The sequence below is a fragment of the Pseudomonas synxantha genome, assembly GCF_900105675.1.
Classification (GTDB): domain Bacteria; phylum Pseudomonadota; class Gammaproteobacteria; order Pseudomonadales; family Pseudomonadaceae; genus Aquipseudomonas; species Aquipseudomonas synxantha.
This window is the reverse complement of record NZ_LT629786.1, coordinates 704,605-729,494: the sequence shown is the minus strand read 5'-3', so window position 1 is coordinate 729,494 and position 24,890 is coordinate 704,605. Positions and strand designations below refer to the sequence as shown.

At 61.4% G+C, this 24,890-nt stretch carries 21 protein-coding genes and 1 other RNA gene; 9 read left to right on the top strand and 13 right to left on the bottom strand.

Annotation, left to right across the window (positions count from 1 at the left end; all coding sequences use genetic code 11):
• Positions 1-259: 259 nt before the first annotated feature.
• From ccoG to hemN, 6 genes are all read left to right on the top strand, one after another.
• Positions 260-1,675, top strand: coding sequence for a cytochrome c oxidase accessory protein CcoG (ccoG, locus tag BLU48_RS03485; protein ID WP_046071701.1), 1,416 nt, complete (start codon positions 260-262; stop codon positions 1,673-1,675).
• A gap of 15 nt (positions 1,676-1,690) precedes the next feature.
• Positions 1,691-2,230, top strand: coding sequence for a FixH family protein (locus tag BLU48_RS03480; protein WP_057023102.1), 540 nt, complete (start codon positions 1,691-1,693; stop codon positions 2,228-2,230).
• A gap of 115 nt (positions 2,231-2,345) precedes the next feature.
• The gene (locus BLU48_RS03475) at positions 2,346-4,790 is read left to right on the top strand and encodes a heavy metal translocating P-type ATPase (RefSeq protein ID WP_057023103.1); all 2,445 of its coding nucleotides are present in this window, start codon (positions 2,346-2,348) and stop codon (positions 4,788-4,790) included.
• A 22-nt stretch (positions 4,791-4,812) separates the two neighbouring features.
• Positions 4,813-5,025, top strand: a complete 213-nt coding sequence (ccoS, locus tag BLU48_RS03470; protein WP_056845632.1) for a cbb3-type cytochrome oxidase assembly protein CcoS — start codon at positions 4,813-4,815, stop codon at positions 5,023-5,025.
• A complete protein-coding gene (locus BLU48_RS03465; RefSeq protein WP_057023104.1) occupies positions 5,018-5,701 on the top strand; it encodes a sulfite exporter TauE/SafE family protein in 684 nt (227 codons plus the stop codon). Before ccoS ends, BLU48_RS03465 begins: the two co-directional genes overlap by 8 nt.
• Before the next feature lie 103 nt (positions 5,702-5,804).
• The gene (hemN, locus tag BLU48_RS03460; protein WP_057023105.1) at positions 5,805-7,187 is read left to right on the top strand and encodes an oxygen-independent coproporphyrinogen III oxidase; all 1,383 of its coding nucleotides are present in this window, start codon (positions 5,805-5,807) and stop codon (positions 7,185-7,187) included.
• A gap of 6 nt (positions 7,188-7,193) precedes the next feature.
• Here the strand turns inward: hemN and BLU48_RS03455 are convergent, their stop codons facing one another.
• The gene (locus tag BLU48_RS03455) at positions 7,194-7,655 is read right to left on the bottom strand and encodes a VCBS domain-containing protein (RefSeq protein WP_056845634.1); all 462 of its coding nucleotides are present in this window, start codon (positions 7,653-7,655) and stop codon (positions 7,194-7,196) included.
• A 156-nt stretch (positions 7,656-7,811) separates the two neighbouring features.
• On the opposite strand from BLU48_RS03455, the gene fnr reads away from it, so the two are divergent.
• Together fnr and BLU48_RS03445 are read left to right on the top strand one after the other, a co-directional pair.
• On the top strand, positions 7,812-8,546 hold the full coding sequence (gene fnr, locus BLU48_RS03450) for a fumarate/nitrate reduction transcriptional regulator Fnr (protein ID WP_046071695.1): 735 nt from the start codon (positions 7,812-7,814) through the stop codon (positions 8,544-8,546).
• A gap of 76 nt (positions 8,547-8,622) precedes the next feature.
• Positions 8,623-9,171, top strand: coding sequence for an adenine phosphoribosyltransferase (locus tag BLU48_RS03445; RefSeq protein ID WP_057023106.1), 549 nt, complete (start codon positions 8,623-8,625; stop codon positions 9,169-9,171).
• 114 nt (positions 9,172-9,285) lie between these two features.
• On the opposite strand, the gene BLU48_RS03440 is transcribed toward BLU48_RS03445, so the two are convergent.
• From BLU48_RS03440 to BLU48_RS03415, 6 genes are all read right to left on the bottom strand, one after another.
• Positions 9,286-10,434 carry an acyl-CoA dehydrogenase family protein gene (locus BLU48_RS03440; protein ID WP_057023107.1) on the bottom strand — a complete coding sequence of 383 codons (1,149 nt, stop codon included), beginning with the start codon at positions 10,432-10,434 and terminating at the stop codon, positions 9,286-9,288.
• A 200-nt stretch (positions 10,435-10,634) separates the two neighbouring features.
• Positions 10,635-11,237, bottom strand: a complete 603-nt coding sequence (gene recR, locus BLU48_RS03435; protein WP_057023108.1) for a recombination mediator RecR — start codon at positions 11,235-11,237, stop codon at positions 10,635-10,637.
• A 66-nt stretch (positions 11,238-11,303) separates the two neighbouring features.
• A complete protein-coding gene (locus BLU48_RS03430; RefSeq protein ID WP_057023109.1) occupies positions 11,304-12,338 on the bottom strand; it encodes an NADP-dependent oxidoreductase in 1,035 nt (344 codons plus the stop codon).
• Between the two features lie 139 nt (positions 12,339-12,477).
• The gene (locus BLU48_RS03425; protein WP_017527493.1) at positions 12,478-12,816 is read right to left on the bottom strand and encodes a YbaB/EbfC family nucleoid-associated protein; all 339 of its coding nucleotides are present in this window, start codon (positions 12,814-12,816) and stop codon (positions 12,478-12,480) included.
• A gap of 44 nt (positions 12,817-12,860) precedes the next feature.
• Positions 12,861-14,921, bottom strand: a complete 2,061-nt coding sequence (gene dnaX, locus BLU48_RS03420) for a DNA polymerase III subunit gamma/tau (protein ID WP_057023110.1) — start codon at positions 14,919-14,921, stop codon at positions 12,861-12,863.
• Positions 14,922-14,998: 77 nt separating this feature from the next.
• Entirely contained in the window at positions 14,999-15,940 is a 942-nt protein-coding gene (locus BLU48_RS03415) for a DMT family transporter (RefSeq protein ID WP_057023111.1), read from the bottom strand.
• A 102-nt stretch (positions 15,941-16,042) separates the two neighbouring features.
• Here BLU48_RS03415 and BLU48_RS03410 point away from each other — a divergent pair, with 102 nt between their 5' ends.
• Positions 16,043-16,906 (top strand): LysR family transcriptional regulator, encoded by an 864-nt coding sequence (locus BLU48_RS03410; RefSeq protein ID WP_057023112.1) that lies wholly within the window; start codon positions 16,043-16,045, stop codon positions 16,904-16,906.
• Between the two features lie 114 nt (positions 16,907-17,020).
• Here the strand turns inward: BLU48_RS03410 and BLU48_RS03405 are convergent, their stop codons facing one another.
• From BLU48_RS03405 to ligA, 6 genes are all read right to left on the bottom strand, one after another.
• A complete protein-coding gene (locus BLU48_RS03405; protein ID WP_057023113.1) occupies positions 17,021-17,611 on the bottom strand; it encodes a hypothetical protein in 591 nt (196 codons plus the stop codon).
• Position 17,612: 1 nt separating this feature from the next.
• Positions 17,613-18,659, bottom strand: a complete 1,047-nt coding sequence (locus tag BLU48_RS03400; RefSeq protein WP_057023114.1) for an N-acetylmuramidase family protein — start codon at positions 18,657-18,659, stop codon at positions 17,613-17,615.
• A gap of 158 nt (positions 18,660-18,817) precedes the next feature.
• Entirely contained in the window at positions 18,818-20,779 is a 1,962-nt protein-coding gene (locus tag BLU48_RS03395; RefSeq protein WP_057023115.1) for a hypothetical protein, read from the bottom strand.
• Positions 20,780-20,938: 159 nt separating this feature from the next.
• Positions 20,939-21,035, bottom strand: an RNA gene (gene ffs / locus BLU48_RS03390) — signal recognition particle sRNA small type.
• A gap of 160 nt (positions 21,036-21,195) precedes the next feature.
• The gene (locus BLU48_RS03385; RefSeq protein ID WP_057023116.1) at positions 21,196-22,362 is read right to left on the bottom strand and encodes a zinc-binding metallopeptidase family protein; all 1,167 of its coding nucleotides are present in this window, start codon (positions 22,360-22,362) and stop codon (positions 21,196-21,198) included.
• Positions 22,363-22,522: 160 nt separating this feature from the next.
• Positions 22,523-24,889, bottom strand: a complete 2,367-nt coding sequence (ligA, locus tag BLU48_RS03380) for an NAD-dependent DNA ligase LigA (RefSeq protein ID WP_057023117.1) — start codon at positions 24,887-24,889, stop codon at positions 22,523-22,525.
• Position 24,890 lies beyond the last annotated feature (1 nt).

Here is a 24,890-nt window from a genome sequence, read left to right as displayed (position 1 = left end):
CACTACATCGGGTCCAGAGGCGTGCCTCTGATCAATCCATGGGACGAATGACCGCCTTACCTGCAAAAACCATCCATACTTGCCAAGTCAATTGATCCAGATCACGTACACCATCAATTGATTTCTCCCAACGCGACCAAAGGTCGCACCCCTTACATACCCTCGGGGGCGTATCATCAGGCTACTGCAACACCCCCCAATTTGACCCCGGCTGGCACGTACTGGCCGAGGCAAATCTCCACCGCCGTGGGATGCAATGATGAGCAACCAGATACCGGTACATGACGTTACCCCGCCTGCCAAAAACGCGAGCAACAGCGTCGACCTCTACGCCTCGCGAGAGAAAATCTACACCCGCGCCTTCACCGGGCTGTTCCGTAATTTGCGCATGCTCGGTGGCGCCGGTTTGTTCCTGCTCTACTTCGGCACGGTGTGGCTGAATTGGGGCGGCCACCAGGCTGTGTGGTGGAACCTGCCGGAGCGTAAGTTCTTCATTTTTGGCGCGACCTTCTGGCCCCAGGATTTCATCCTGCTCTCGGGCATCCTGATCGTTGCGGCCTTCGGGCTGTTCTTTATCACCGTGTACGCCGGGCGTGTGTGGTGTGGCTATACCTGCCCGCAAAGCGTGTGGACCTGGATCTTCATGTGGTGCGAAAAGGTCACCGAAGGCGACCGCAACCAGCGCATCAAGCTGGACAAGGCGCCCATGGGCGCCAACAAATTCCTGCGCAAGTTCAGCAAGCACACGCTGTGGCTGTTGATCGGCTTTGCCACTGGCATGACCTTCGTCGGCTATTTTTCGCCGATCCGCGAGCTGGTGTTCGACTTCTTCACTGGCCAGGCCGACGGCTGGTCGTATTTCTGGGTGGGCTTCTTCACCCTCGCCACCTACGGCAACGCGGGCTGGCTGCGCGAACAGGTGTGCATCTACATGTGCCCGTATGCGCGCTTCCAGAGCGTGATGTTCGACAAAGACACCTTGATCGTTTCCTACGACCCACGCCGTGGCGAAGTACGCGGCCCGCGCAAAAAAGGCGTCGACTACAAGGCCCAGGGTCTGGGCGATTGCATCGACTGCACCATGTGCGTACAGGTGTGCCCGACCGGTATCGATATCCGCGACGGCCTGCAAATCGAGTGCATTGGTTGCGCCGCCTGTATCGATGCCTGCGACACCATCATGGACAAGATGGAATACCCCCGCGGGTTGATCAGCTACACCACCGAGCACAACCTGTCCGGGCAGAAGACGAATAAGCTGCGCCCACGGTTGATCGGCTACGCGCTGGTGCTGCTGGCAATGATCAGCCTGCTGGTCGGCGCATTTTTCATGCGCTCGCTGGTCGGCTTCGATGTCAGCAAGGACCGCGTGCTGTATCGCGAAAACGCCGAAGGGCGCATCGAGAACGTCTACAGCCTGAAGATCATGAACAAGGACCAGCGCGACCACACCTACGTGCTCGACGCCGCCGGCCTGCCGGACCTCAAGCTGCAAGGCCGACGCGAAATCAAGGTAGCTGCCGGCGATATCGTCAGCATGCCGGTAGAGCTGTCGAGTGCGCCGGAGCAGTTGCCGTCGAGCACCAACGAGGTGACGTTCATCCTCAAGGACGCCGATGACACCAGCGTTCATATTGAAGCCAAGAGCCGATTCATCGGCCCACAAGTCCGTTAACAGGGAATAGAACCAATGTCCTCAGCCACTGCCGCAAGCCCTTGGTACAAGCACCTCTGGCCCTGGATCATCATTGCGATCCTGGCCTGCTCGGTGACCCTGACCTTGTCCATGGTGACCATCGCGGTGAACAACCCGGACAACCTGGTCAACGACAACTACTACGAGGCCGGCAAAGGCATCAACCGCTCCCTGGACCGCGAACGCCTGGCGCAGACCCTGCAATTGCGCGCCAGGCTGCACCTGGATGAACTGACCGGCGAAGTCGAACTGCAACTGACCGGCAACAGCGGCCCGACGACCCTGGAACTGAACCTGATTTCCCCAACCCAGCCGGAGAAGGATCGCAAGATCGTCCTGGCCCGCAGTGACACTGGGCAGGGCCGCTATATCGGCCAGGTCGCTGACAAGGTCGAAGGCCGGCGCTTCGTGGAATTGCTCGGCGTGGAAGGTGACCAGACCTGGCGGATGTTCGAAGAAGAAGAGGTCAGCCATGACAAGGACTTGCTTCTGGGTGACGAGCCGTTGCAGGGTGCCGAAGACCTGAAGCAGTAAAAAAGCCGCGCTACGCGCATCGCGGGCAAGCCCGCTCCCACAGGAGAACGCAATCGAATGTGGGAGCCGGGCTTGCCCGCGATGAGGCCCTCCCAGCCACCAAAGACCTTGAACCATGACCACCCCCTGCTACCACTGCGCCCTGCCCGTCCCCGCCGGCAGCCGGTTTACCGCCCAGATCCTCGGCGAGCGCCGCGAACTGTGCTGCCCGGGCTGCCAGGCGGTCGCCGAAGCCATTGTTGCCGGTGGGTTGGAAAGCTATTACCAGCACCGCAGCGAAGCCTCGGCCAACCCTGAGGCATTACCGGTGCAACTGATCGATGAGCTGGCGTTGTACGACCGCGCCGATGTGCAAAAACCCTTTGTGCGCCACGAAGGCGACCTTGCCGAAGCCACCCTGTTGATGGAAGGCATCAGCTGCGCCGCCTGCGGCTGGTTGATCGAGAAGCACCTGCGCAGCCTGCCCGCCGTGGCCGAGGCCCGGCTGAACCTGTCCAACCACCGCCTGCAGGTACGCTGGGCCGATGGGCAATTGCCGTTGAGCCAACTGCTCAGCGAACTGCGCCATATCGGCTACGCCGCCCACCCTTACCACGCCGACCGCGCCGCCGAGCAATTGGCCAGCGAGAACCGCCTGGCCCTGCGCCAACTGGGCGTCGCCGGCTTGCTGTGGTTCCAGGCGATGATGGCAACCATGGCCACCTGGCCGGAATTCAATATCGACCTGAGCCCGGAGCTGCATGTGATCCTGCGCTGGGTCGCGATGTTTCTGACCACGCCCATCGTGTTCTACAGCTGCGCACCCTTCTTCAAGGGCGCCCTGCGCGACTTGCGCACGCGCCACCTGACCATGGACGTGTCGGTGTCCCTGGCGATTGGCGGCGCCTACGTGGCGGGCATCTGGACGGCGATCACCGGTGTGGGCGAATTATATTTCGATGCGGTGGGCATGTTTGCGCTGTTCCTGCTGGCTGGGCGTTACCTTGAGCGTCGCGCCCGGGAGCGCACCGCAGCGGCCACCGCTCAGTTGGTCAACCTGTTGCCTGCCTCCTGCCTGCGCCTGAAAAATGATGGCCAGAGCGAACGCATCCTGCTCAGTGAGTTGGCGCTGGGTGATCGCGTGCTGGTGCACCCCGGTGCGGTGCTGCCGGCGGATGGCGTGATTCTCGACGGCCAATCCAGCATCGATGAATCCCTGCTGACCGGCGAGTACCTGCCGCAACCCCGGGGGATTGGTGACAGCGTCACCGCCGGCACCCTGAATGTCGAAGGCGCGCTGAGCGTCGAAGTGCGCGCCCTGGGCCATGACACACGGTTGTCCGCCATCGTGCGCCTGCTGGAGCGCGCCCAGGCTGAGAAGCCCCGCCTGGCGCAGATCGCCGACCGCGCCGCGCAGTGGTTCCTGCTGTGCTCGTTGATAGCCGCCGCGCTGATCGGCCTGCTGTGGTGGGAACTGGACCCATCCCGGGCGTTCTGGATTGTATTGGCGATGCTGGTGGCCACGTGCCCGTGCGCGCTATCCCTGGCCACGCCGACCGCCCTCACTGCTGCCACCGGCACCTTGCACACTCTTGGGTTGCTATTGACTCGTGGCCATGTGCTTGAGGGCCTGAACCAGATCGATACGGTGATTTTCGACAAGACCGGCACCCTCACCGAAGGGCGCCTGGCGTTGCGCGCCATCCGGCCCCTGGGCGCGCTGGACAGCGACCAATGCCTGAGCCTCGCGGCCGCCCTGGAGAACCGCTCGGAACACCCGATCGCCCGCGCCTTTGGGCGTGCGCCGCTGGCCGCCGACGAAGTGCTCAGTTCCCCCGGCCTAGGCTTGGAAGGTCGCGTGGGTGAGCGGCACCTGCGTATCGGCCAACCGGCGTTTGTCTGCGCGCTCAGTGGTTGCGCGATGCCGGTGGCGCCGGATGAAGCCGGGCAATGGCTGCTGCTGGGCGATCGTAACGGCGCACTCGCCTGGTTCGTGCTGGACGACCGCCTGCGCAGCGATGCACCGGCCTTGTTGGCCGCCTGCAAGGCGCGCGGCTGGCGTACGCTGTTGCTCTCGGGGGACAGTTCGCCGATGGTCGCCAGTGTCGCCCTTGAGCTGGGCATCGACGAAGCCCACGGTGGCCTGCGCCCTGACGACAAGCTGCGGGTACTGCAAAACCTGCACAAGGAAGGCCGTAAGGTGCTGATGTTGGGTGATGGTGTCAACGATGTGCCGGTACTGGCCGCCGCCGATATCAGCGTAGCCATGGGCTCGGCCACGGACTTGGCGAAAACCAGTGCCGACGCGGTGCTGTTGTCCAACCGCCTGGATGCCTTGGTGCAGGCCTTCAGCCTGGCGCGACGCACTCGTCGGGTAATCATTGAGAACCTGCTGTGGGCCGGGCTGTACAATGGCCTTATGCTGCCGTTTGCCGCCCTGGGCTGGATCACCCCGATCTGGGCGGCGATCGGCATGTCCCTCAGCTCATTGACCGTGGTGCTCAACGCCTTGCGCCTGACTCGCCTGCCGAGCGCGCCAGCCACCGGCACCACCTTGATAACCCGCCCGCTGCCGGCCTGAGCCGCGTGGGCATGGAGTGCAGATGCCAGCTCTATACGTGATGATACCGGCGGCGCTGCTTTTAGTGGGTGTGGCGATCTACATCTTCTTCTGGGCCGTGGACAGCGGTCAGTACGAGGATCTCGATGGCCCGGCCCACAGCGTGTTGTTCGACGATCAGGATCCGAATCACCTGGCCGCCGTCGACGAAGCCAACGGCCCCGAGCAACCGCCCAAAGCCCCACCCCATGCTTGAGCTGGCGCCCCTGCTGGTCTCGGCGCTGATCCTTGGCCTGCTCGGCGGCGGCCATTGCCTGGGCATGTGCGGCGGGCTGATGGGCGCGCTGACCCTGGCGATCCCCAAGGAGCAACGCAGCCGCCGCTTTCGCTTGCTGCTGGCGTACAACCTGGGGCGCATCCTCAGCTATGCCTCGGCGGGGTTATTGATTGGCCTGGCCGGCTGGGCAGTGGCCAACAGCCCGGCGGCGATGTTCATGCGCGTGCTCGCCGGGCTGCTGCTGGTTTGCATGGGCCTGTACCTGGCCGGCTGGTGGAGCGGCCTGACCCGTATCGAAAGCCTCGGGCGCGGCCTGTGGCGGCATATACAGCCTGTTGCCAACCGTTTGCTGCCGGTGTCCAGCCTGCCTCGCGCCTTGCTGCTGGGCGCGCTGTGGGGCTGGTTGCCGTGCGGGTTGGTCTACAGCACCCTGCTCTGGGCGGCGAGCCAAGGCAATGCGCTGGACAGTGCATTGCTGATGCTGGCCTTCGGGCTGGGCACCTGGCCGGTGCTGCTCGCCACCGGGCTGGCGGCCGAACGCGTGACCGCGTTATTGCGCAAGCGCAGCGTGCGTGTCGCCGGGGGCGTGCTGGTAATGATCTTCGGCATCTGGACGCTGCCGGGCCCGCATCAGCACTGGCTAATGGGGCATTAAAGGCCCATGTGGCATAGCGCCGCTCCCCGTTGATGCAAATCAAGATGCCTGCCCAGCCCTGCCCCTAGACTCGGCCCACTAGCCATTCCCGGGGACCGCCCGCATGCTCGACGCCATTCGTTGGGACACAGATCTGATTCACCGCTACGACTTGGCGGGGCCGCGCTACACGTCCTACCCCACCGCCGTACAATTTGACAGCCAGGTCGGCACCTTCGACTTGCTCCACGCGCTGCGTGACAGCCGCAAGGCCGTGCGGCCATTGTCGCTATATGTGCACGTGCCGTTCTGCGCCAACATTTGCTACTACTGCGCCTGCAACAAGGTCATCACCAAGGACCGCGGACGCGCCCAGGCCTACCTGCAACGCCTGGAGCAGGAAATCCAGCTGGTGGCCTGTCACCTCGACCCCAAGCAAACGGTTGAGCAGCTGCATCTGGGCGGCGGTACGCCCACTTTTCTCAGTCACGATGAACTTCGCCAGGTGATGGCCTGCCTGCGCCAGCACTTCAATTTGCTGGATGACGATTCAGGCGACTACGGTATCGAAATCGATCCACGCGAAGCCGACTGGGCCACCATGGGCCTGCTGCGCGAGCTGGGCTTCAACCGCGTAAGCATCGGCCTGCAAGACCTCGACCCCGACGTACAACGGGCGGTCAATCGCCTGCAAAGCCTGGAAGAAACCCGCGCGGTGATCGATGCGGCACGCACCCTGCAATTTCGCTCGATCAATATCGACCTGATCTACGGCTTGCCCAAGCAGTCTCCGCTGAATTTTGCGCGCACCGTGGAGGAAGTCATCCGTTTGCAGCCGGACCGCCTGTCCGTATTCAACTACGCGCACCTGCCAGAACGCTTCATGCCGCAACGGCGGATCAACACCGACGACCTGCCCTCGCCGGCGGAGAAACTGCTGATGCTGCAAACCACCATCGAGCAATTGACCCAGGCCGGCTACCGCTATATCGGCATGGACCACTTTGCCTTGCCAGACGACGAATTGGCCATTGCCCAGGAAGAAGGCAGGCTGCAGCGTAACTTCCAGGGTTACACCACCCACGGGCATTGCGATCTGATTGGGCTTGGAGTGTCGGCGATCAGCCAGGTCGGCGACCTGTACTGTCAAAACAGCAGTGATCTGAACCAGTACCAGAATGCCTTGGCGGGCGCTCAGCTGGCGACCAGCCGTGGACTGGTCTGTACCACGGACGATCGTCTGCGCCGGGACGTGATCCAGCAGTTGATCTGCAATTTCAGCCTGGTATTCGAAGGGATCGAACAGACCTACAACATCGATTTTCGCGGTTATTTCACCGAGCTATGGCCGCAACTGGAGACGATGGCGACCGATGGCTTGATCGAGCTGGATGCCCTGGGCATTCGTGTGCTGCCGGCCGGGCGCTTGTTGGTGCGCTCGGTGTGCATGGTGTTCGATGCCTATCTGGAGCACCAGAACAGGCAGCGATTTTCGCGGGTCATCTGACGGTGGTTACTTCATCGCCAGCCCGGCAGTCTTGATCGCATCGGCGCCGCTCATGTCTTTCATGGCTTTGGCCAGCGACGCCTGAGCGCTGGTCAACCCGGCCTGCAGTGCGCTCAACGCCGATTGCAGGCCCGAAAGCCGGGCACGTGCCTGTTCCGGCGAGAGGTTTTTATCAGCCATCACCGCTGCCATCTCAGCCTGTTTCTCGGCAATCTGTTTCTTGATCTCGCGAATCATCTTCAGCAGGTTCTTGACGTTGTCCGCCAGGCCACTGTCATCGATATCACTGTTTGAGGTTTTCTCCGCCGCTGCAGCTTTCATCGCGGCACCAGAAATGGTCACTGAAACGGCAGGCTTGGCTGCATCCGTCGACGGGATCGCGGCAACATCGGAGTCTACCGCCTTCTTGGCTTCGGGCAGTGCCTGGACCTGGGTGCGCGAGGCGAGTTGAGTACTGAGGGATAACATGGTTTGAGCCACCCGCGTTCATATTCGATGGCAGTGCTATCGGCCGCCTCGGACAAATCTTTATATTCCGCCAGGTTTTTTGTACATGCTGGCTTCGGTGCCCCCCAGTGCGTTACCCTTACGTCTTATGTGTGTTTTCCCACAAGGATTTAAGAAATGTCTGAGCCAGCCAAACTGCGCGCTCACAGCCAGGTTCACTGCAAGGATTGCAGCCTGGCTCCCCTCTGCCTGCCACTTTCGCTGAATCTGGAAGACATGGATGCGCTGGACGACATCGTGAAACGCGGGCGCCCGCTAAAAAAAGGCGAGTTCCTGTTTCGCCAGGGCGACAAGTTCGATTCGGTCTATGCAGTACGTTCGGGCGCGTTGAAGACATTCAGCCTAAGCGATGGCGGTGAAGAACAAATCACTGGCTTCCACTTGCCCAGCGAGTTGGTCGGGCTGTCGGGGATGGACACCGAGGTTCACCCGGTGTCGGCCCAAGCGCTGGAGACGACTTCGGTGTGCGAAATCCCTTTCGAACGCCTCGATGAATTGGCCCTGCAATTGCCGCAGTTGCGTCGCCAGCTGATGCGCGTGATGAGCCGCGAGATTCGTGACGACCAGCAAATGATGCTGCTGCTGTCGAAGAAAACCGCCGACGAGCGCATCGCTACATTCCTGGTCAACCTGTCGGCGCGCTTTCGCGCCCGCGGTTTCTCGGCCAACCAGTTCCGCCTGAGCATGTCGCGCAATGAAATCGGCAATTACCTGGGGCTGGCCGTAGAGACCGTGTCCCGCGTGTTTACCCGCTTCCAGCAGAACCAGCTGATTGCCGCCGAGGGCAAGGAAGTGCATATCCTTGATCCGATCCAGCTGTGCGCACTGGCCGGCGGTTCACTGGAGGTCTGATCCAGACTGCGGCCGCGCCAATCGGCAAGGCCGCAGGTATACTTCGAGTCCGTTTTCCGCCCAGGACTCTGCGACGATGATTTTCGATTCGTTCGACATCAAATCCCTGATTCGCCCCGTCATCGACTTCCCCAAGCCTGGGGTTATCTTTCGTGACATCACTCCCCTGTTCCAATCGCCCCGCGCCCTGCGCCTGGTCGCCGACAGCTTTGCCCAGCGTTACGTCGAGGCCGACTTCAGCCATATTGGCGCAATGGATGCGCGTGGTTTCCTGATTGGTTCGATCATCGCCTACCAGCTCAACAAGCCGCTGATCCTGTTTCGCAAGCAGGGCAAGCTGCCGGCGGACGTGCTGGCCGAGGGATACCAGACCGAATACGGCGAAGCCTTCCTGGAAGTGCACGCTGACAGCCTGTGCGAAGGGGATTCGGTGCTGATGTTCGATGACCTGATCGCCACCGGCGGGACCCTGATTGCCGCAGCGAATCTGGTGCGGCGCATGGGCGCGAAGATCTTTGAAGCCGCGGCGATTATTGATTTGCCGGAGCTGGGTGGGTCGCAGCGGTTGGAAGACATGGGAATACCGACGTTTTGCCTGACGCAGTTTGGGTTGACTGAAAGATAGTCTTTGTCAGGACTGACCCCATCGGGGGCAAGCCCCCTCCCACATTTGACTGCGTTCACAGAGCAAAGGTGGGAGGGGGCTTGCCCCCGATGAGGCCCGGAAGACCAACACAGATCACAACCCCATCTGCTTGCTGATGATTTCGTTCATCACCTCCCGCGTCCCGCCACCAATCGACAGAATCCGGTTATCGCGATAAAGCCGCTCCACCAGGCTGCCACGCATATACCCCTGCCCCCCTAGTATCTGCACCGCATCATAAGTCACTCGATCAGCGGTATCGGTCGCCAGGTTCTTGGCCATGGAAATCTCCTTGATGACACTCTTGCCAGCGGCCATCCTGGCGGCCTGGCGATAGGTGAACTCCCGGGAGACTTCCACGGCGGTGGCCATTTCCGCCAGCCGATGCTTGAGCACCTGGAACTTGCCGATGGGCTTGCCGAATGCCTCGCGCTGGGCGGCCCACTTGAGGCTCTCCTCCAGGGCCAGTTGCGCGGTCATGTTGGCCATCAAGGCCAGGGCCAGGCGTTCGCTCTGGAAATTACCCATGATGCAGGCAAAGCCCATGTTTTCAGCGCCGATAAGATTGCCGGCGGGCACGCGGCAATCGTCGAAGAACAGTTCAGCGGTGTCCGACGCCCACCAGCCCATCTTTTTCAGCGGCTGGCCGACAGTGAACCCGGGCGTGTCTTTCTCAATCATCAGCAGGCTGATGCCGCCAAAGCCCGGGCCGCCGGTGCGCACCGCCACGGTATAAAAATCGGCACGGATGCCACTGGTGATAAAGGTCTTGGCGCCGCTCACGCGATAATCTTCGCCCTCGCGTACGGCACGGGTCTGCAAGTTGGCCACATCCGAGCCGCCGCTGGGTTCGGTGACGGCCAGCGCAATGATTTTCTCGCCGCTCAGCACCTGGGGCGCCACGCGCTCACGTACTTCGGGCCTGGCCCATTTGACGATGGGCGGCAGGCCGATATCCAGGGAGCCAAGCCCCGCCACCACACCACCGGAACCGCAGCGCATCAATTCTTCGCTGGCGGCCACCTTGGCGAACAGATCGCCTTCATGGCTACCTCCAAGGGCATCGGGATAACCGATCCCGAGGATGCCCGCCGCACCGGCCTTGCGATAGAGCTCACGGGGAAAGCTGCCGGCTTCCTCCCATTGCTCGACGCCGGGCAACATCTCGCGCTCGACAAAACGGCGCACGCTGTCGCGGACCAATTGGTGGCTGGGATCGAAGTATTCCTGATAGGCAGACATCGGCAAGCTCCATGGCGAGATGGAGCGAACTTACCAAGCGCTTGCTTGGTTATCAAGCCATACACAGTTATCACTGACACCCTAAAACTACTGTGGGAGGGGGCTTGCTCCCGATAGCGGTGGATCAGCCAATAACTCTGTCGACTGACACACAGCAATCGGGAGCAAGCCCCCTCCCACATTTGATCCTGTTGCGGATGTTAGAGCACGATCGGCTTACGACCCGCGAACGAGTGCGCCAAGGTGCCACCATCGACCAGCTCCAACTCGCCGCCCAACGGTACACCATGGGCAATACGCGAGGTGATCAAGCCTTTATTGGTCAACAACTGGGCAATGTAATGCGCCGTGGCCTCACCTTCCACGGTCGGGTTGGTCGCCAGGATCACTTCGGTAAAAGTGCCCTGCGCTTCAATTCGTGCAACCAGTTGCGGAATACCGATAGCCTCCGGCCCCAGCCCGTCCAGCGGCGAAAGATGGCCCTTGAGCACGAAGTAGCGTCCGCGATAACCGGTCTGCTCCACCGCATACACATCCATCGGCCCTTCCACCACGCACAGCAAGGTGTCGTCGCGGCGTGGGTCGGCGCATTGCGGGCAGAGCTCTTCTTCGGTGAGGGTGCGGCACTGACGGCAGTGGCCCACGCCTTCCATGGCCTGGCTCAGGGCCTGGGCCAGGCGGGTGCCGCCGCTGCGATCACGCTCCAGCAGTTGCAGGGCCATGCGCTGGGCAGTTTTCTGGCCGACACCGGGCAGCGTGCGCAAGGCGTCGATCAGTTGGCGAATCAGGGGGCTGAAGCTCATGGGCGAAGGGTCCGACAAAACAACGAGACGCGGTTTATACCCGCGCCCCGGATTAGCGTCAAATACTCAATCCTGCGCGACGCGCACCACCAACTTGCCGAAGTTGCGCCCCTCGAGCAAGCCGATAAAGGCTTCGGGCGCCTGCTCCAGGCCATCGACCACGTCCTCGCGGAACTTGATCTTGCCATCGCGCACCCACGGCGCCATGGCGCTGAGGAACTCCGGCTGGCGGTCGCCATAGTCGTCGAACACGATAAAACCCTGGATACGCACGCGCTTGGTCAGCAAGGTACGCTGCAGTGCCGGCAGGCGATCAGGGCCGCTGGGCGCTTCGTGGGCGTTATAACCGGCAATCAACCCGCACAGCGGCACGCGTGCCTTGGGGTTGAGCAGAGGCAGCACCGCATCGAAGACTTTACCGCCGACGTTTTCGAAGTAGATGTCTACACCCTTGAAACACGCCATGGCCAGTTCGTTGGCAAAGTCCGCGCTCTTGTGGTCGATACAGGCATCAAAGCCCAGCTCATCCACCACATAGCGGCACTTGTCCGCACCACCGGCGATGCCCACCACACGCAAGCCCTTGAGCTTGGCCACCTGGCCCACCACCGAGCCCACCGCGCCGGACGCAGCGGCCACCACCAGGGTTTCCCCGGCCTTGGGCTGGCCGATGTCCATCAGGCCCATGTAGGCGGTCATGCCCGGCATGCCCAGCACACCCAGCGCCATCGACGGACTCGCCAGGCCCTTGGGCACTGGCATGAGGTTGCTCCCATCGGAAATGCAGTGGCTCTGCCAGCCGGTTGCGCCCACGACCAAGTCGCCTACCTCAAATTTCGGGTGACGCGATTGCTCGACACGGCTGACAGCACCACCGGTCATTACCTCGTCGATTTCCACGGGCGCGGCGTAGGACGGTGCGTCGCTCATGCGCCCACGCATGTAGGGGTCCAGCGACAGATACAGCGTCTTCAACAACACCTGACCGTCTGCCAGCTCCGGCAGGCTCACACGTTCCAGGCGAAAGTTCTCCGGCGTGGGGGCACCTTGAGGGCGTGAGACCAGGACGATGCGTTGGTTGAGCGTCATTTCTTGAGGCATCAGCGGGGCTCCTGTTATCGATGAGAATTCAACGGTATAGGGTGCAGACCATGGGTAACGGGTTGGGGTTCGATGTTTCGTCGGCCCAAAAAAAATGCCAGGCGCAATGCCCGGCATTTGAGTCTAGCCAAAATGTGTATCAGAACGGCAGCTTCATGCCCGGTGGCAATTGCATGCCAGCAGTCACGCCGGACATTTTGTCCTGGCTGTTGGCTTCGATCTTGCGCACGGCATCGTTGACGGCCGCGGCGAACAAGTCTTCGAGCACTTCGCGGTCGTCGTCGCTGACGCCTTCCAGCAGGCTCGGGTCGATGCTCACGCGCTTGATGTCGTGACGACCGGTCATCACCACGCTGACCATATCGCCACCGGCTTTACCGGTGACTTCGGCGTTGGCCAGTTCTTCCTGCATCTTGGCCATCTTTTCCTGCATCTGCTGCGCCTGCTTCATCAGGCCGGCCATGCCACCTTTCATCATGGGAATCACCTCAAAAGTACGTGGATCAAGTTAGTAGCCCGGAGTCATGACGCCTGGGACACCGGGGCTTCGACAGGTTCAATAGTATCGTGACGGACGACCGCACCGAACTGTTGCATCATTTGTTGGATCAGCGGATCAGCGTGGATCGAATCCTCGGCCTCGCGTTGACGGTTAAGGCGCCGACGGGTCGCCGCCTGGGCCGGAGTTTCCTGCTCGGGCTTGATCAGCTCGATGGCGATAGTCAGCGTGCGCCCATGGTACTGGTTGAGCGCGTCGTTGAGCCGACGCTGCTGGGTGGCATTGAACAAGGCGCTATGGGCCGGGTCCAGGTGCAACAGCCAGTGGTCGCCCTCGATGGAAATCAGGGTGCAGTTGGCAGCGATACTGCCGGTCATGCCGGAGATCGGCAATTTCGGAAACAATTCCAGCCATTGCAGGGCCAGGCCGGTGGCCGGGGCCGCAGCCGGTTCTGCCTCGGGCTCGGGCGCTGGCTCGGCGGTGTGCTCGCTGGCCAATTCGTCCAGGTAGCTGTAGGCCGAGTCCATGTCCGGCTCGATGTAGTCTTCATCCAGCGGCGGTTCGTCGTCCAGGTCAATGCCTGGGGTTGCAGCCTCAACCTGGGCGACGGTCGGCTCGGGGACCGGCGCCGACACCCATTCAGGGGCATCCGGCACCACGCTGTCAGGGGTCTGCGCCGGCATCGGCGTCAGCTCGGGTTGCTCGCCGGAGGTTTCCAGCACGGGCTCCACGGCGGGTTGTTGCTCAGGCTCTGGCTCGGCTTCGACCGGGTCATTCCAGGGCAGGTCGACCACAGGCTGCGGTTCGACAACCGGCGCAGGTTCAACCACAGGCGCTGCTGCAACCGGCACAGGTTCAGGCTCAGGCGTCGGCGCAACCGGTACGGGCGCAGCGACTACTGGCGCGACAGCTGCCGCGCCAGCCACTGGTTTGGCGGAATCAACTGTGGCCTGGCTGATCCCCACTGGCTTTAGCGGCTGTCTCGGTGCGTCTGCCGAGTCCGCCGGCCGGAACGCCAGCATGCGCAGCAGCACCATTTCAAAGCCACCGCGCGGGTCCGGCGCCAGGGGCAGGTCCCGGCGGCCAATCAGGCCCATCTGGTAGTAGAACTGCACATCCTCGGCTGGCAAGGCCTGGGCCAGGGCCAATACGCGATCGCGGTCGCCATGGCCGTTGTCGACGCCTTCCGGCAGGGCCTGGGCAATGGCGACGCGGTGCAGCACATTGAGGATCTCCGAGAGCACGCCGTTCCAATCCGGGCCTTGCTCCGAGAGATGGCGCACCGCTTCGAGCAGCGCCTTGGCGTCGCCTTCGATCAGCGCATGAAGCACATCGAACACCTGGCCGTGGTCCAGGGTGCCGAGCATGGCGCGCACATCGGCAGCCATGACCTTGCCTTCGCCGAACGCGATGGCCTGGTCGGTGAGGCTCATGGCGTCACGCATCGAACCGTCGGCGGCGCGGCCCAACAACCACAGCGCGTCGTCTTCGAACGGTACGTTCTCGACGCCCAGCACATGGGTCAAATGCTCGACCACCCGCTCGGGGGTCATGTTTTTCAGGGAGAACTGCAGGCACCGCGACAAAATCGTTGCAGGAAGTTTCTGCGGGTCGGTGGTGGCCAGGATGAACTTAACGTAGGGCGGCGGCTCTTCCAGGGTTTTCAACAGGGCGTTGAAGGAGTGGCTGGACAGCATGTGCACTTCGTCGATCAGGTAGACCTTGAAGCGGCCACGGCTCGGCGCGTACTGCACGTTGTCGAGCAGCTCGCGGGTGTCTTCGACCTTGGTGCGGCTCGCGGCATCGATCTCGATCAGGTCGACAAAACGCCCCTCGTCGATCTCGCGGCATACCGAACAGGTGCCGCAAGGCGTTGAAGTGATACCGGTTTCACAATTCAGGCACTTGGCGATGATGCGCGCAATCGTGGTCTTGCCCACCCCGCGGGTACCGGTGAACAGGTAGGCGTGGTGCAGCCGTTGGCTGTCCAAGGCATTGATCAGAGCCTTGAGCACATGGGTCTGGCCGACCATTTCGCGGAACGAGCGCGGGCGCCATTTACGTGCAAGAACCTGATAACTCATCGAAAACCGTCGCAACTGGGAAGCGGAAGCCGGTAATGCTAGCGGAGCAAGGGGGAAATTGCATCCGGCACGCTCGTCTAATCTGACGAAGCTGGCCCGATTGGCCCCACAGCGGGCTTTTGCGCACGTCCTGCATGAACGATTGAACGCCAGCGGCCCTCCAGACTGATAGCAGCCACGCTGGCCAGCACGATCACCGCGCCCAGCATCACCTGCAGGGCCACATGCTCGCCGAGCAGCATTGCGGCCATCACCATGGCAACCGGTGGGATCAGGTACATCGCCACCGAAGCACGGCTGACCTCGACATGCTTCAACACATACCCCCAGGCCAGGTATGCCAAGCCGCTGGGGAAAATGCCCAGCACCAGCACCGCGAAGTTCTCCGGTAACGGTGCCTGTACGATGGCGGCGGGCAGGCCCGGCAGGTTCACGCAGAGCATCAAGGTGCCGGACCACACCATGTAGCACGCCAGGGTCAGCGGGCTGTAGCGATGGGCGTAATGCCGCGCGATGGCGAAATACACACTCCACGAGCACGCCGCCAGCAGGATCAGCAAGCCCCGAGGGTCGATGTCGCCCACGCCGTGGTCGCCCCAGATCACCACCAGCACGCCGGCCAGGCCCAATAGCACACAGGCCCAGCGCCAGGCACTGACCCGTTCCTTCAAGCAGAAAAACGCGATCAACACACTGAACAACGGCGCCGACTGTGCCAACACGCTGGACGCCGCCGCCGTCACCCATTGCTGACCGCTATTGATGCTGGTGTGGTGCAGGAACACCCCGAAGAAACCCAAGACCAGCAGCCAGGGAAGATCGCGCACCTGCGGGCGGCCGATACCGACCACCAGCGCCACGCCCCCCATGAATACCGATGCAATCAGGAACCGCAGCAACGCCAATTGACCGGGGCTGTAGCTGTGCAGCCCCATGTGCACGCCGATGGGCGAATAGGCCCAACAGAGGATGACGCAGGCAATGACTAGCGTAAGCTTTAGAGGTGACGGGGTATTCATCGACGGCATCCACGTATTGAGAAGGCATGCCGTCAGTCTTGGCCCAGGCCGGGCGTAGGACAATTAAGTGTTTCTGACTTCTGAAATCACGGGAACTGAGCAATGGAACTGGCCCAACTGAAAATGGTGCGCGCCGTGGCACAAACCGGCAGCGTGGCCCAGGCTGCCTTGCAGTTGCACTGTGTGCCGTCCAACATCACCACGCGCATCAAGCAGCTGGAAAACGAGTTGGGCACGCCGCTGTTTATCCGCGCCGGCCGCGGGTTGGCGATCAGTGCTGCGGGTGAGATCTTCCTGGATTACTGTGAACGCATTCTGGCGCTGGTGGATGAGTCCAAACGTGCGGTGGATGCCAACGCCATTCCCCGTGGCACCTTGCGCATCGGTGCGGTGGAATCCAGCGCCAGCGGTCGCCTGCCACCGCTGCTGGCGGAATATCACCGACGTTACCCCGAGGTCAGCCTGGAACTGGTCACCGGCGCCTGGGCGCAATTGCTGGACGACCTGCAACACCATCGCCTGGATGTGGCCCTGGTGGCCGCCGGTGGCAAACGTACAAAGCTGGAGCAGAGTGTGGTCTACAGCGAGCGCCTGGTGTTGATTGCCAGCGCCTCCAGTGCACCTATCGACAGCGCCGAGGACCTGGCCGGCCGCACGCTGCTGGTATGGCCGCCAGGCTGCCCCTATCGCGCCGCCCTGGAAAACTGGCTCAAGCCCCATGACTTCAAGCCGGCGATTGCCAGCTACGCCAGTTGGGGCACGATCATCGGCTGCGTCAGCGCGGGGATTGGCGTGGCATTGGCGCCCGAGGGTATTCTGGCGCGCTATGAGCAGGCCAATCAGCTGGCGTCCTATCGGTTTGACGAACTGGCGGCGGTGGACAACCTGCTGTTCTGGCACAAGGACACCCAGCGACACCTGGCACGGGATGCATTCGCCGGGCTACTGCGCGAGACCTTTGGCTGACACATTCCTAAATGTGGGAGGGGGCTTGCTCCCGATAGCGGTGGGTCAATCAATAAAGGTGCTAGCTGACCCTTCCTCATCGGGAGCAAGCCCCCTCCCACATTTCAGAGCTTCTCAGAGCTTCGGCGCAACCAACCGTGCGTACTGGCCCTGGCTGATCCACCCCGTAAAGGAGCGCTCGTCAGCATTGATAAACTCCACCTGCGCCCAGCCATCCTTGAACGCCAGCACACCCACCACATCATCCTTGACGATGTAGGGACGCTTGGCGACCTTCGCCCCCGGGGTTTTCAGCAGGTAAGCCTTGTCGGCGGATACGGTCACCAGGCCGATCCACTTTTTGCTGGCGGTCCGGGTCAGGTCCAGGCCGGTGGCGATTTCCGGCATCAGCACGTTGATACAGCCGGGGTGTTGACGGCCCTGCTCCACCGTCAGGATCACGCCGTCGGACGCCACAGCCACACTGCCAGGGTAGGCGGCGTCCAGCCAGGTGGTCAGCGCCTCAGGCTTGCCTTGCAGGTAGAAGCTGCAACGGCGACTCACGCCCTCGCCCATCGCCTCGGCGTAGAAACCCTCGACCTGATGCCCAGGCGTTACCGCCAGCATCAACCCTTCGTACTTGCCCGAATGCAAGGTTGGCGAGCCAGCCAGTGCCGACGCCACCGTGCATAACGACAACACGCCCATCGCCAGAAAACGAATCATCTTATTTCTTCCCTTCAAAGGCTTCGTAGGCTTGTTTCATCAACACGTCATAGTTGCCGTAGTCATCGCCGTTATAGTTGCGGGCCATGGCCGTGAAATCCTTGTTTTTCATCGCACTCATCAACGCCGTGCTCTTGCTGCAAAAGCTGATGTAGGCCTTGAGTTGATTACCGGCGTTCACTTTCAACGCTGCGACTAACTCAAACACCGTCTTGAAACCGCAGGATGCGAAGTTGAATCCCATGACCTGAAACATGCCCCAGGACGCCGACATCAATGCCGCCTCCTGGTCCAGGGCGAATGCGGTAGCCATGGTTTCCCAGGCCTTGACCTGGTCCTTGTTGTTGGTCTGCCACTGCGGCCCGGCTTTTTTCTTGTAGATGTACGACAGCAGCGGGTGCGACTGGTCGTAGATGTGCTTGGTGTACTTGCGAAAGTGGTGGCCTTCGAAGGCGATGATCGGCAACTTGGCGGGCCCGAATCCCACCTTCCCACCGGACTCCACGGTAGCGAAAGCCTTGACCACATTCACCGAGATGCCGTTGCCAAGTTGTTTGGCGGCATTTTGGAAATCCGTATCGCTGAGCGTGGTACCGCCGTCGCAGGTGGCCTGGAGCATCAACTGGCGGTTACGCCGCTCGGCTTCGATCATCGCACGCACACGGTCCAGATAGACGTTCACCGTGGCCTGCACCGCATCGACGTTGTTATTGCCAAACACATTGATAAAAGTCGGAATGCGCATGGTCGGGAAGGCCTTCACCGGTACCTTTACCGCCTCTTCGATCAGACTGTTGAACGTGCGCCCCGTGGGGTCGATCACACCATCTGGATGGGCGTATTTGAGATGGCGGAACTGATACTGACTGATGCACTGCACCAACTGGCCGTCGCACTTGCCGTTTTCCTGCAAGGCAAAGCCCATCTTGGGAATGATCAAGTTAAATAGGTACTGGATGCACTGAACATCGGCGGGCAAGTTGCGGGCTTTACCGGGAGCGCCTACTGAAGCACTGATAAGACGAGGCAACCCTTGCAGGCTCTTCATGACAGACATCCTTGTGAGTGAAAGAAGTGATAGCACTTCAATATCAAATCCGTGCCCTTGTCATACTCTGAAACAAGTGGCTGGCGCAAGCTAGCAAGGCGGTATGCGAATTGTCCAGAGGGCGTTTTGAAAGTTGTGAAATGGCCCGGTTAAATCCGTCAGTAACCGTGCAACTCTCGGGTTTTCTGATACTTGTGGTAGTCGATCCATTCAACCACATCGTAGGGCAGATACAATTGCTGAGTCGCTCGGGAAATCGCGATATACACCGCACACAGTCGCTGGTCGAACGCATAGGCGTCCTGGAACTTCACATTGGTCAACAACTCGGGGGTAAGCAGCACCCGTTCGAACTCCAGCCCGCCCGCATCTTGCGCCAGCATCAGCAGGCAGCGCTCGTGCGGATGGCCGCTTAGCCGGTTCAAACGTGTAACGTCAGCCAGGTTAAAGCCTTTTTCCAACTCGGCCTCAACCCAAAGAAACGCCTCATCGAACTGACATGCCTCGCGCACTTGCTGCCAATCGGCCATATCGCTGAAAAAAGGATGAGGGCCACTGTCATTGAACTCGTTGCTATAGAAATCTGGCTTGAACAACGCGATGACCGTGTCCATGAAATACTTGAGTGACTGCTGCGCCTCTTTACTCGCCAGGCCGAATGCACAACGGGCGTCACTTAGTTGCATGGCCCACTTCATGGTGTCCCAATAGGATGCGGTCAGCACCACGCAACCTTGCGGCGGCACGAAACCCTGCGGATAAAACTCAATACCGACGTCGGCGTCCCGCGCGCCCTCAAAGAGCACTTTGCTTTTATCCGAATGCTGGCTGATCAAAGGGTTGACCAGGCGCTCGACGTTGCGTCCGGAACGCACGGAGTAGCAAATGTCCGTGTGGCGAACCTCACGGGCACGTTTGACCACCCCACCACTGGCCTGCTGGTACTCGTCGCCCAGGGTGACCAGCACCTGGCGGCCGCGCTCGATCATCTGCAGCAGCGGCGCCGGAATGTCCTGGCTCTCGTCGATGAGCACGTGGGTATAGCGCTCGGGCACCACACAGCCGGCAAGGCTGGCGCGCTTGATCATCAACAAGGCTTCAAATCCGGTCTGGCTGCCCCAGGCCGGATTCGCCTCAAGGTAGCTCCACAACCGGCTGGCGTATTCGAGCAGTGCCCGCGAGTCGACGACGGACAGCGGCTGCTTGAAATGCGGCAAATGCTTCGCCGACAGGCTGTATTCCCAGGAGCGGCAGTAGGCTTCAAGCACTTTGAGACAGACATCCACCACCGCTTGCCCCTCCAAACGCCGGAAACCGAAGATATTCAGCTCCTGGGCCAGTGCCTGCTTGCTCGGCGCCCTTGCTTGGGTATCCAGCGGCTTGGGCCTTGGGCCATGCAACAAGGTATGCGCAAAGGCGTAGAAGGTCTGCCCGGCCTTTCGCTCGCGAACGCCCACCATGCGCGCACGCAGGGTTTCCAGTTTTGCCGGGGTACGCGCCAGCAACAAGGTTTTTTCCGGACGCAGGTGCTCCATCAAGGCCACCAGCAGATGACTCTTACCGATGCCCGCGTAGCCTTGGACATGCAGGTCTTCGTTCAAGTTGGCGCGGAAGGTCCTGACCAGCTTGTCTTGCTCGGCGCTCAACCAGCGTTCGTGGTGCCGGGGCGTGACCATCTGTTTGCTGAACGGGTCATTTGCCTTGAGGTGGCGCACTTTATATTCGACGTCCCATTTGCCGCTGGGCAGCAGGTAGTCTCGCGCCTGTACCTCCTCCGCCAGCAGAAAGCGCAGCTTGAGGCTTTTGACCACATTAAGACCGAAGTACAGCTTCCTTTGGTCGAACAGCCGCTGTGCTTCCGACAACAGGGACACGCTCGTCGAATGGCTGGCCTCTACCGCCCAGTCAATGAGCTTGGCCAACACTTTTTCAGCGCCACTGGCGCTCAGGTCGCTTTCCGGCACCTGCGCCAGATTCTGGATAACCAGCACGGCCGCCAGCTCCGGCTCACTCAGGGCGACGAGCGCCCCTGCACCGTCGCCAGCCAACAAACCCGCACAGGTTTCATCGGTGATCGGCAAGAACACAGGGCTGGATAAATCAAAATGTTCCGAGTGCATATAGCCTCGTAGCCAGGGGAAAGAGACGCTTGGGAGTATGCCACTGGTCGAGAGATGACCGTCATGCGCTGTGCAACCGGCGTCACAGATGACTGGCAGGGCAGCAAATATGAATTGGAGTCGAAGAAGGGATCGCAGGAGGGAGCGTTATGGAGGCAACCCCACCAGCCACACCCCGGCACACAATGTTCCCGCTGTGGCTGCTGCCTTCCGGCTCTGACCAGGTTCACGGGTAATCGTTGCGGGGGGACCGATGGGGTCACCATAACGACGCTGGCCTCTCGGCAAGCCGCGCCATTGTACCGTTCTCATCGGAAGTTACAACCGTAAAAAATGAGAAGCTTCAAGTACTTGCCATGGCGTTCAACAATTGCGCTATTTAATGTGGAGGCTTGCCCCCTTCCCACAGGGGTTAATCATTGTGCCTGCAGGACCGCATCGGCCCTGCCGCCCTCTTCCTGGATGACCAGGTGAATAAAGTGCAACTTGGCGATCACCGCAGAGGGCAGCACGAAGGGGTAGAAATCCGGCTGGCCCATGGCGCGGGACAGTTCGTTGAGCATGCCGGCCAGCTCAATCCAGGCGTTGACGAAGCTGAGGAATGCCGGGCCGCCAGGATGCCCGGGATCGTACAGCGTCGCCAGGGCGAACGGCTGGTAATCCAGGTCCATCTCGCGGGCGCTCATGCCAAAGCCCAGGGCAGTGTCCACCGCATCCATCATGTGCAGGTAGTGGGCCCAGGTTTCGGCCCAGTCTTCCCATGGGTGCATGGTGGCGTAGGCACTGACGCAGTTTTGTTGCCAGTCCGGGCGCGGGCCGTTCTGGTAGTGCTGGTCGAGGGCGTCGGCATAACTGGCACGCTCGTCGCCGAACAGGGCGCGAAAAGGTTCAAGCCAGTGGCTGTGGGCGATCAGGCGATCCCAGTAATAGTGGCCGACTTCATGGCGAAAATGGCCAAGCAAGGTGCGGTACGGCTCGTGCATCTGTACGCGGACTTTTTCTCGGTGGGCGTCGTCGGCTTCCTTGATGTCCAGGGTGATCAGGCCGTTGGCATGACCAGTGGTGGGCGCGTTGCCTTGCAGGTCGATGCCGATGAAGTCGAAGGCCAGGCCAGTGTCTTCATCGACGCGCTTGGGCACCACTTGCAGGCCCAGGCTGATCAGCTGTGCCACCAGCCGGCGCTTGGCGGTTTCGACCTTGCGCCAGCGTTCGGGGTTTTGCGCAATCGACAGATCGGGAATGGTGCGGTTCAGGCTGCAGGCTACGCACAGCTTGGCGGTGCTGTGGGCGGGGATCAGCCAGTTGCACGCAGCCGGGGTATCCAGGTTGGCGCAGCGTCGAAAAGCACCGGCATCGAGATGATCGTCCGCCAGCCAAGTGCCAATCACAGGGCCAGGTTGCAGGGAGGACAGGCGGCTTTGCTGCGGCAGGTAACCCAACACCGCCTGGCAGGCCAGACATTGGCTGTTACGGAAGAATAAAGACTGGCCGCAACGGCATTGCCACACCTTGCTGTTGCGCGAGGGTTGGGCCATGAACGGCGCTGCGATGCGCGAACTGAGTTGCTCGAAGTAGCGGAACATGGCGGGCTCTCCCTGGGGTGACCAAGACTAGATCATTTTCCGTGAGAGAACGTTCCCACACTTTGAGTGGGAACGACGGCTTGGGCGCGCTTGAGTCGTGACGCGAAGCGTCACCGGATGCATTCCCACGCGGAGCGTGGGAACGATCAGTCAGCGCGTTTCAGACGCTGATGTTGTGCTTGGCCAGGAAGGCCACGAAGGCTTCTTCGTCCAGCACTTTGATGCCCAGCTCACTGGCCTTGGCCAATTTCGATCCAGCGCCCGGCCCGGCCACCACGCAGTGGGTTTTCGCCGAGACGGAACCGGCCACCTTGGCGCCGAGGCTTTCGAGCTTGTCCTTGGCCACATCGCGGCTCATCAGCTCCAGGGAGCCGGTAAGCACCCAGGTGTGCCCGGCTTCCGGCAAGCCTTCGACCACCTTCTTCTCGCTCTGCCAGTGCATGCCGAAGTCCTTGAGCTGTTGCTCGATGGCCAGGGCGCGATGGGCGTTGTCGGCATTGTCGAAAAAGTCGCGCACGGCCTTGGCCTGCTTCTCGGGCAGCGCCTGGCGCATGTCGAGCCAGTCAGCCTTGATCACACCTTCAAGGGTGCCGAACTTGTCCGCGAGTTTCTGCGCGGCGCCCGGCCCTACGGAAGGCACGTGCAGCTTGTCGAGCAAGCCGCCCAAGGTGGTGCTGGCAGCGAATTCGGCGCTCAGGTCGCCCTGGTCCTGCAATTGCAGGCCGCATTCGTCCGCTGCCAACAGCGCACCGATTACTTCCTGGTTGTGGTCGTCTTCAAAGAAACTATGGATCTCATGGGCCACTTCCAATCCCACATCCGGCAAGTACGTCAGCACTTCCGGTAAAGCCTTCTGCACACGCTCCAGCGAAGCCAGGGAGCGCGCCAGCACCTTGGCGGTCTCCTCGCCCACATCGGGAATGCCGAGGGCATAGATAAAGCGCGCCAGGGTTGGCGCCTTGCTGTTTTCGATGGCGCTGATCAGCTTCTTGCTGGAGATGTCGGCGAAGCCTTCCAGGTCAATGATCTGTTCATACTTGAGCTTGTAGAGATCCGCTGGCGAGCCGATGAGTTTTTCATCCACCAGTTGCTCGATAGTCTTGTCACCCAGGCCGTCGATATCCATGGCACGACGCGAGACGAAATGGATGATCGCCTGCTTGAGCTGCGCGCCACAAGCCAGGCGCCCGACGCAACGGTACACCGCGCCTTCACTGACGGTTTCCTTGCCCTTGCTACGCTTGACCAACTGCGTGCGCTCGACATGGGAGCCGCACACCGGGCAGCTCTCGGGGATCTGCACCGCACGGGCGTGTTCCGGGCGACGCTCGGTGACTACCGAGACCACTTGTGGGATCACATCACCGGCGCGGCGGATGATCACCGTGTCACCGATCATCAGTCCCAGGCGTGCCACTTCGTCCATGTTGTGCAAGGTAGCGTTGGCCACGGTCACACCGGCCACCTTGACCGGTTTCAAGCGCGCCACTGGAGTCACGGCGCCGGTACGGCCGACCTGGAATTCCACGTCGAGCAACTCGGTCAACTCTTCCATCGCCGGGAATTTATGCGCGATGGCCCAGCGCGGTTCACGGGCGCGGAACCCCAGCTCACGCTGGGCGGCGATGCTGTTGACCTTGAACACCACCCCGTCGATCTCATAGCCCAGCGCATTACGCCGCTCGCCAATATCGCGGTAGTAGTCCAGGCATTCCTGGATGCCCTTGGCCAGCTTCAGCTCGTGGCTGATCGGCATGCCCCACTTTTGCAACTGCTTGAGATTACCGATATGGGTATCACTGATATCTGCGGTCACCTGGCCGATGCCATAGCAGCAGAATTCCAGTGGGCGGCTGGCGGTGATCTTTGAATCCAGCTGGCGCAGGCTGCCGGCCGCAGCATTGCGCGGGTTGGCGAAAGTCTTGCCGCCGACTTCCAGTTGCGAGGCGTTCAGGCGCTCGAAACCGGCCTTGGACATAAACACTTCGCCACGCACTTCCAGGGTGGCCGGCCAGCCACTGCCGTGCAGCTTCAAGGGGATATTGCGCACGGTGCGCACATTGACGCTGATGTCTTCGCCCGTGGTGCCATCACCACGGGTAGCGCCGCGCACCAGCTCGCCATCCTGGTACAGCAGGCTGACCGCCAGGCCATCCAGCTTTGGTTCGCAGCTGTACTCCACCGCCGCGCCAGCACCGAACAGATCGCCCACCGGCAGGTCGAGGCCCTCGGTGACCCGGCGATCAAATTCGAGCATGGTGGTTTCATCAAAGGCGTTGCCCAGACTGAGCATCGGGATCTCGTGCTTGACCTGGGTGAACGCCGAGAGCGCTGCACTGCCGACCCGCTGCGTCGGAGAATCGCGCGTCACCAGTTCCGGGTGCTCGGCTTCCAGGGCCTTGAGCTCGTGGAACAGGCGGTCGTACTCGGCGTCCGGAATGCTCGGCTCGTCGAGCACGTGGTAGCGATAGTTGTGCTGATCCAGTTCAGCGCGCAGTTCGAGAATGCGGGTATGGGCGGCGGTCATG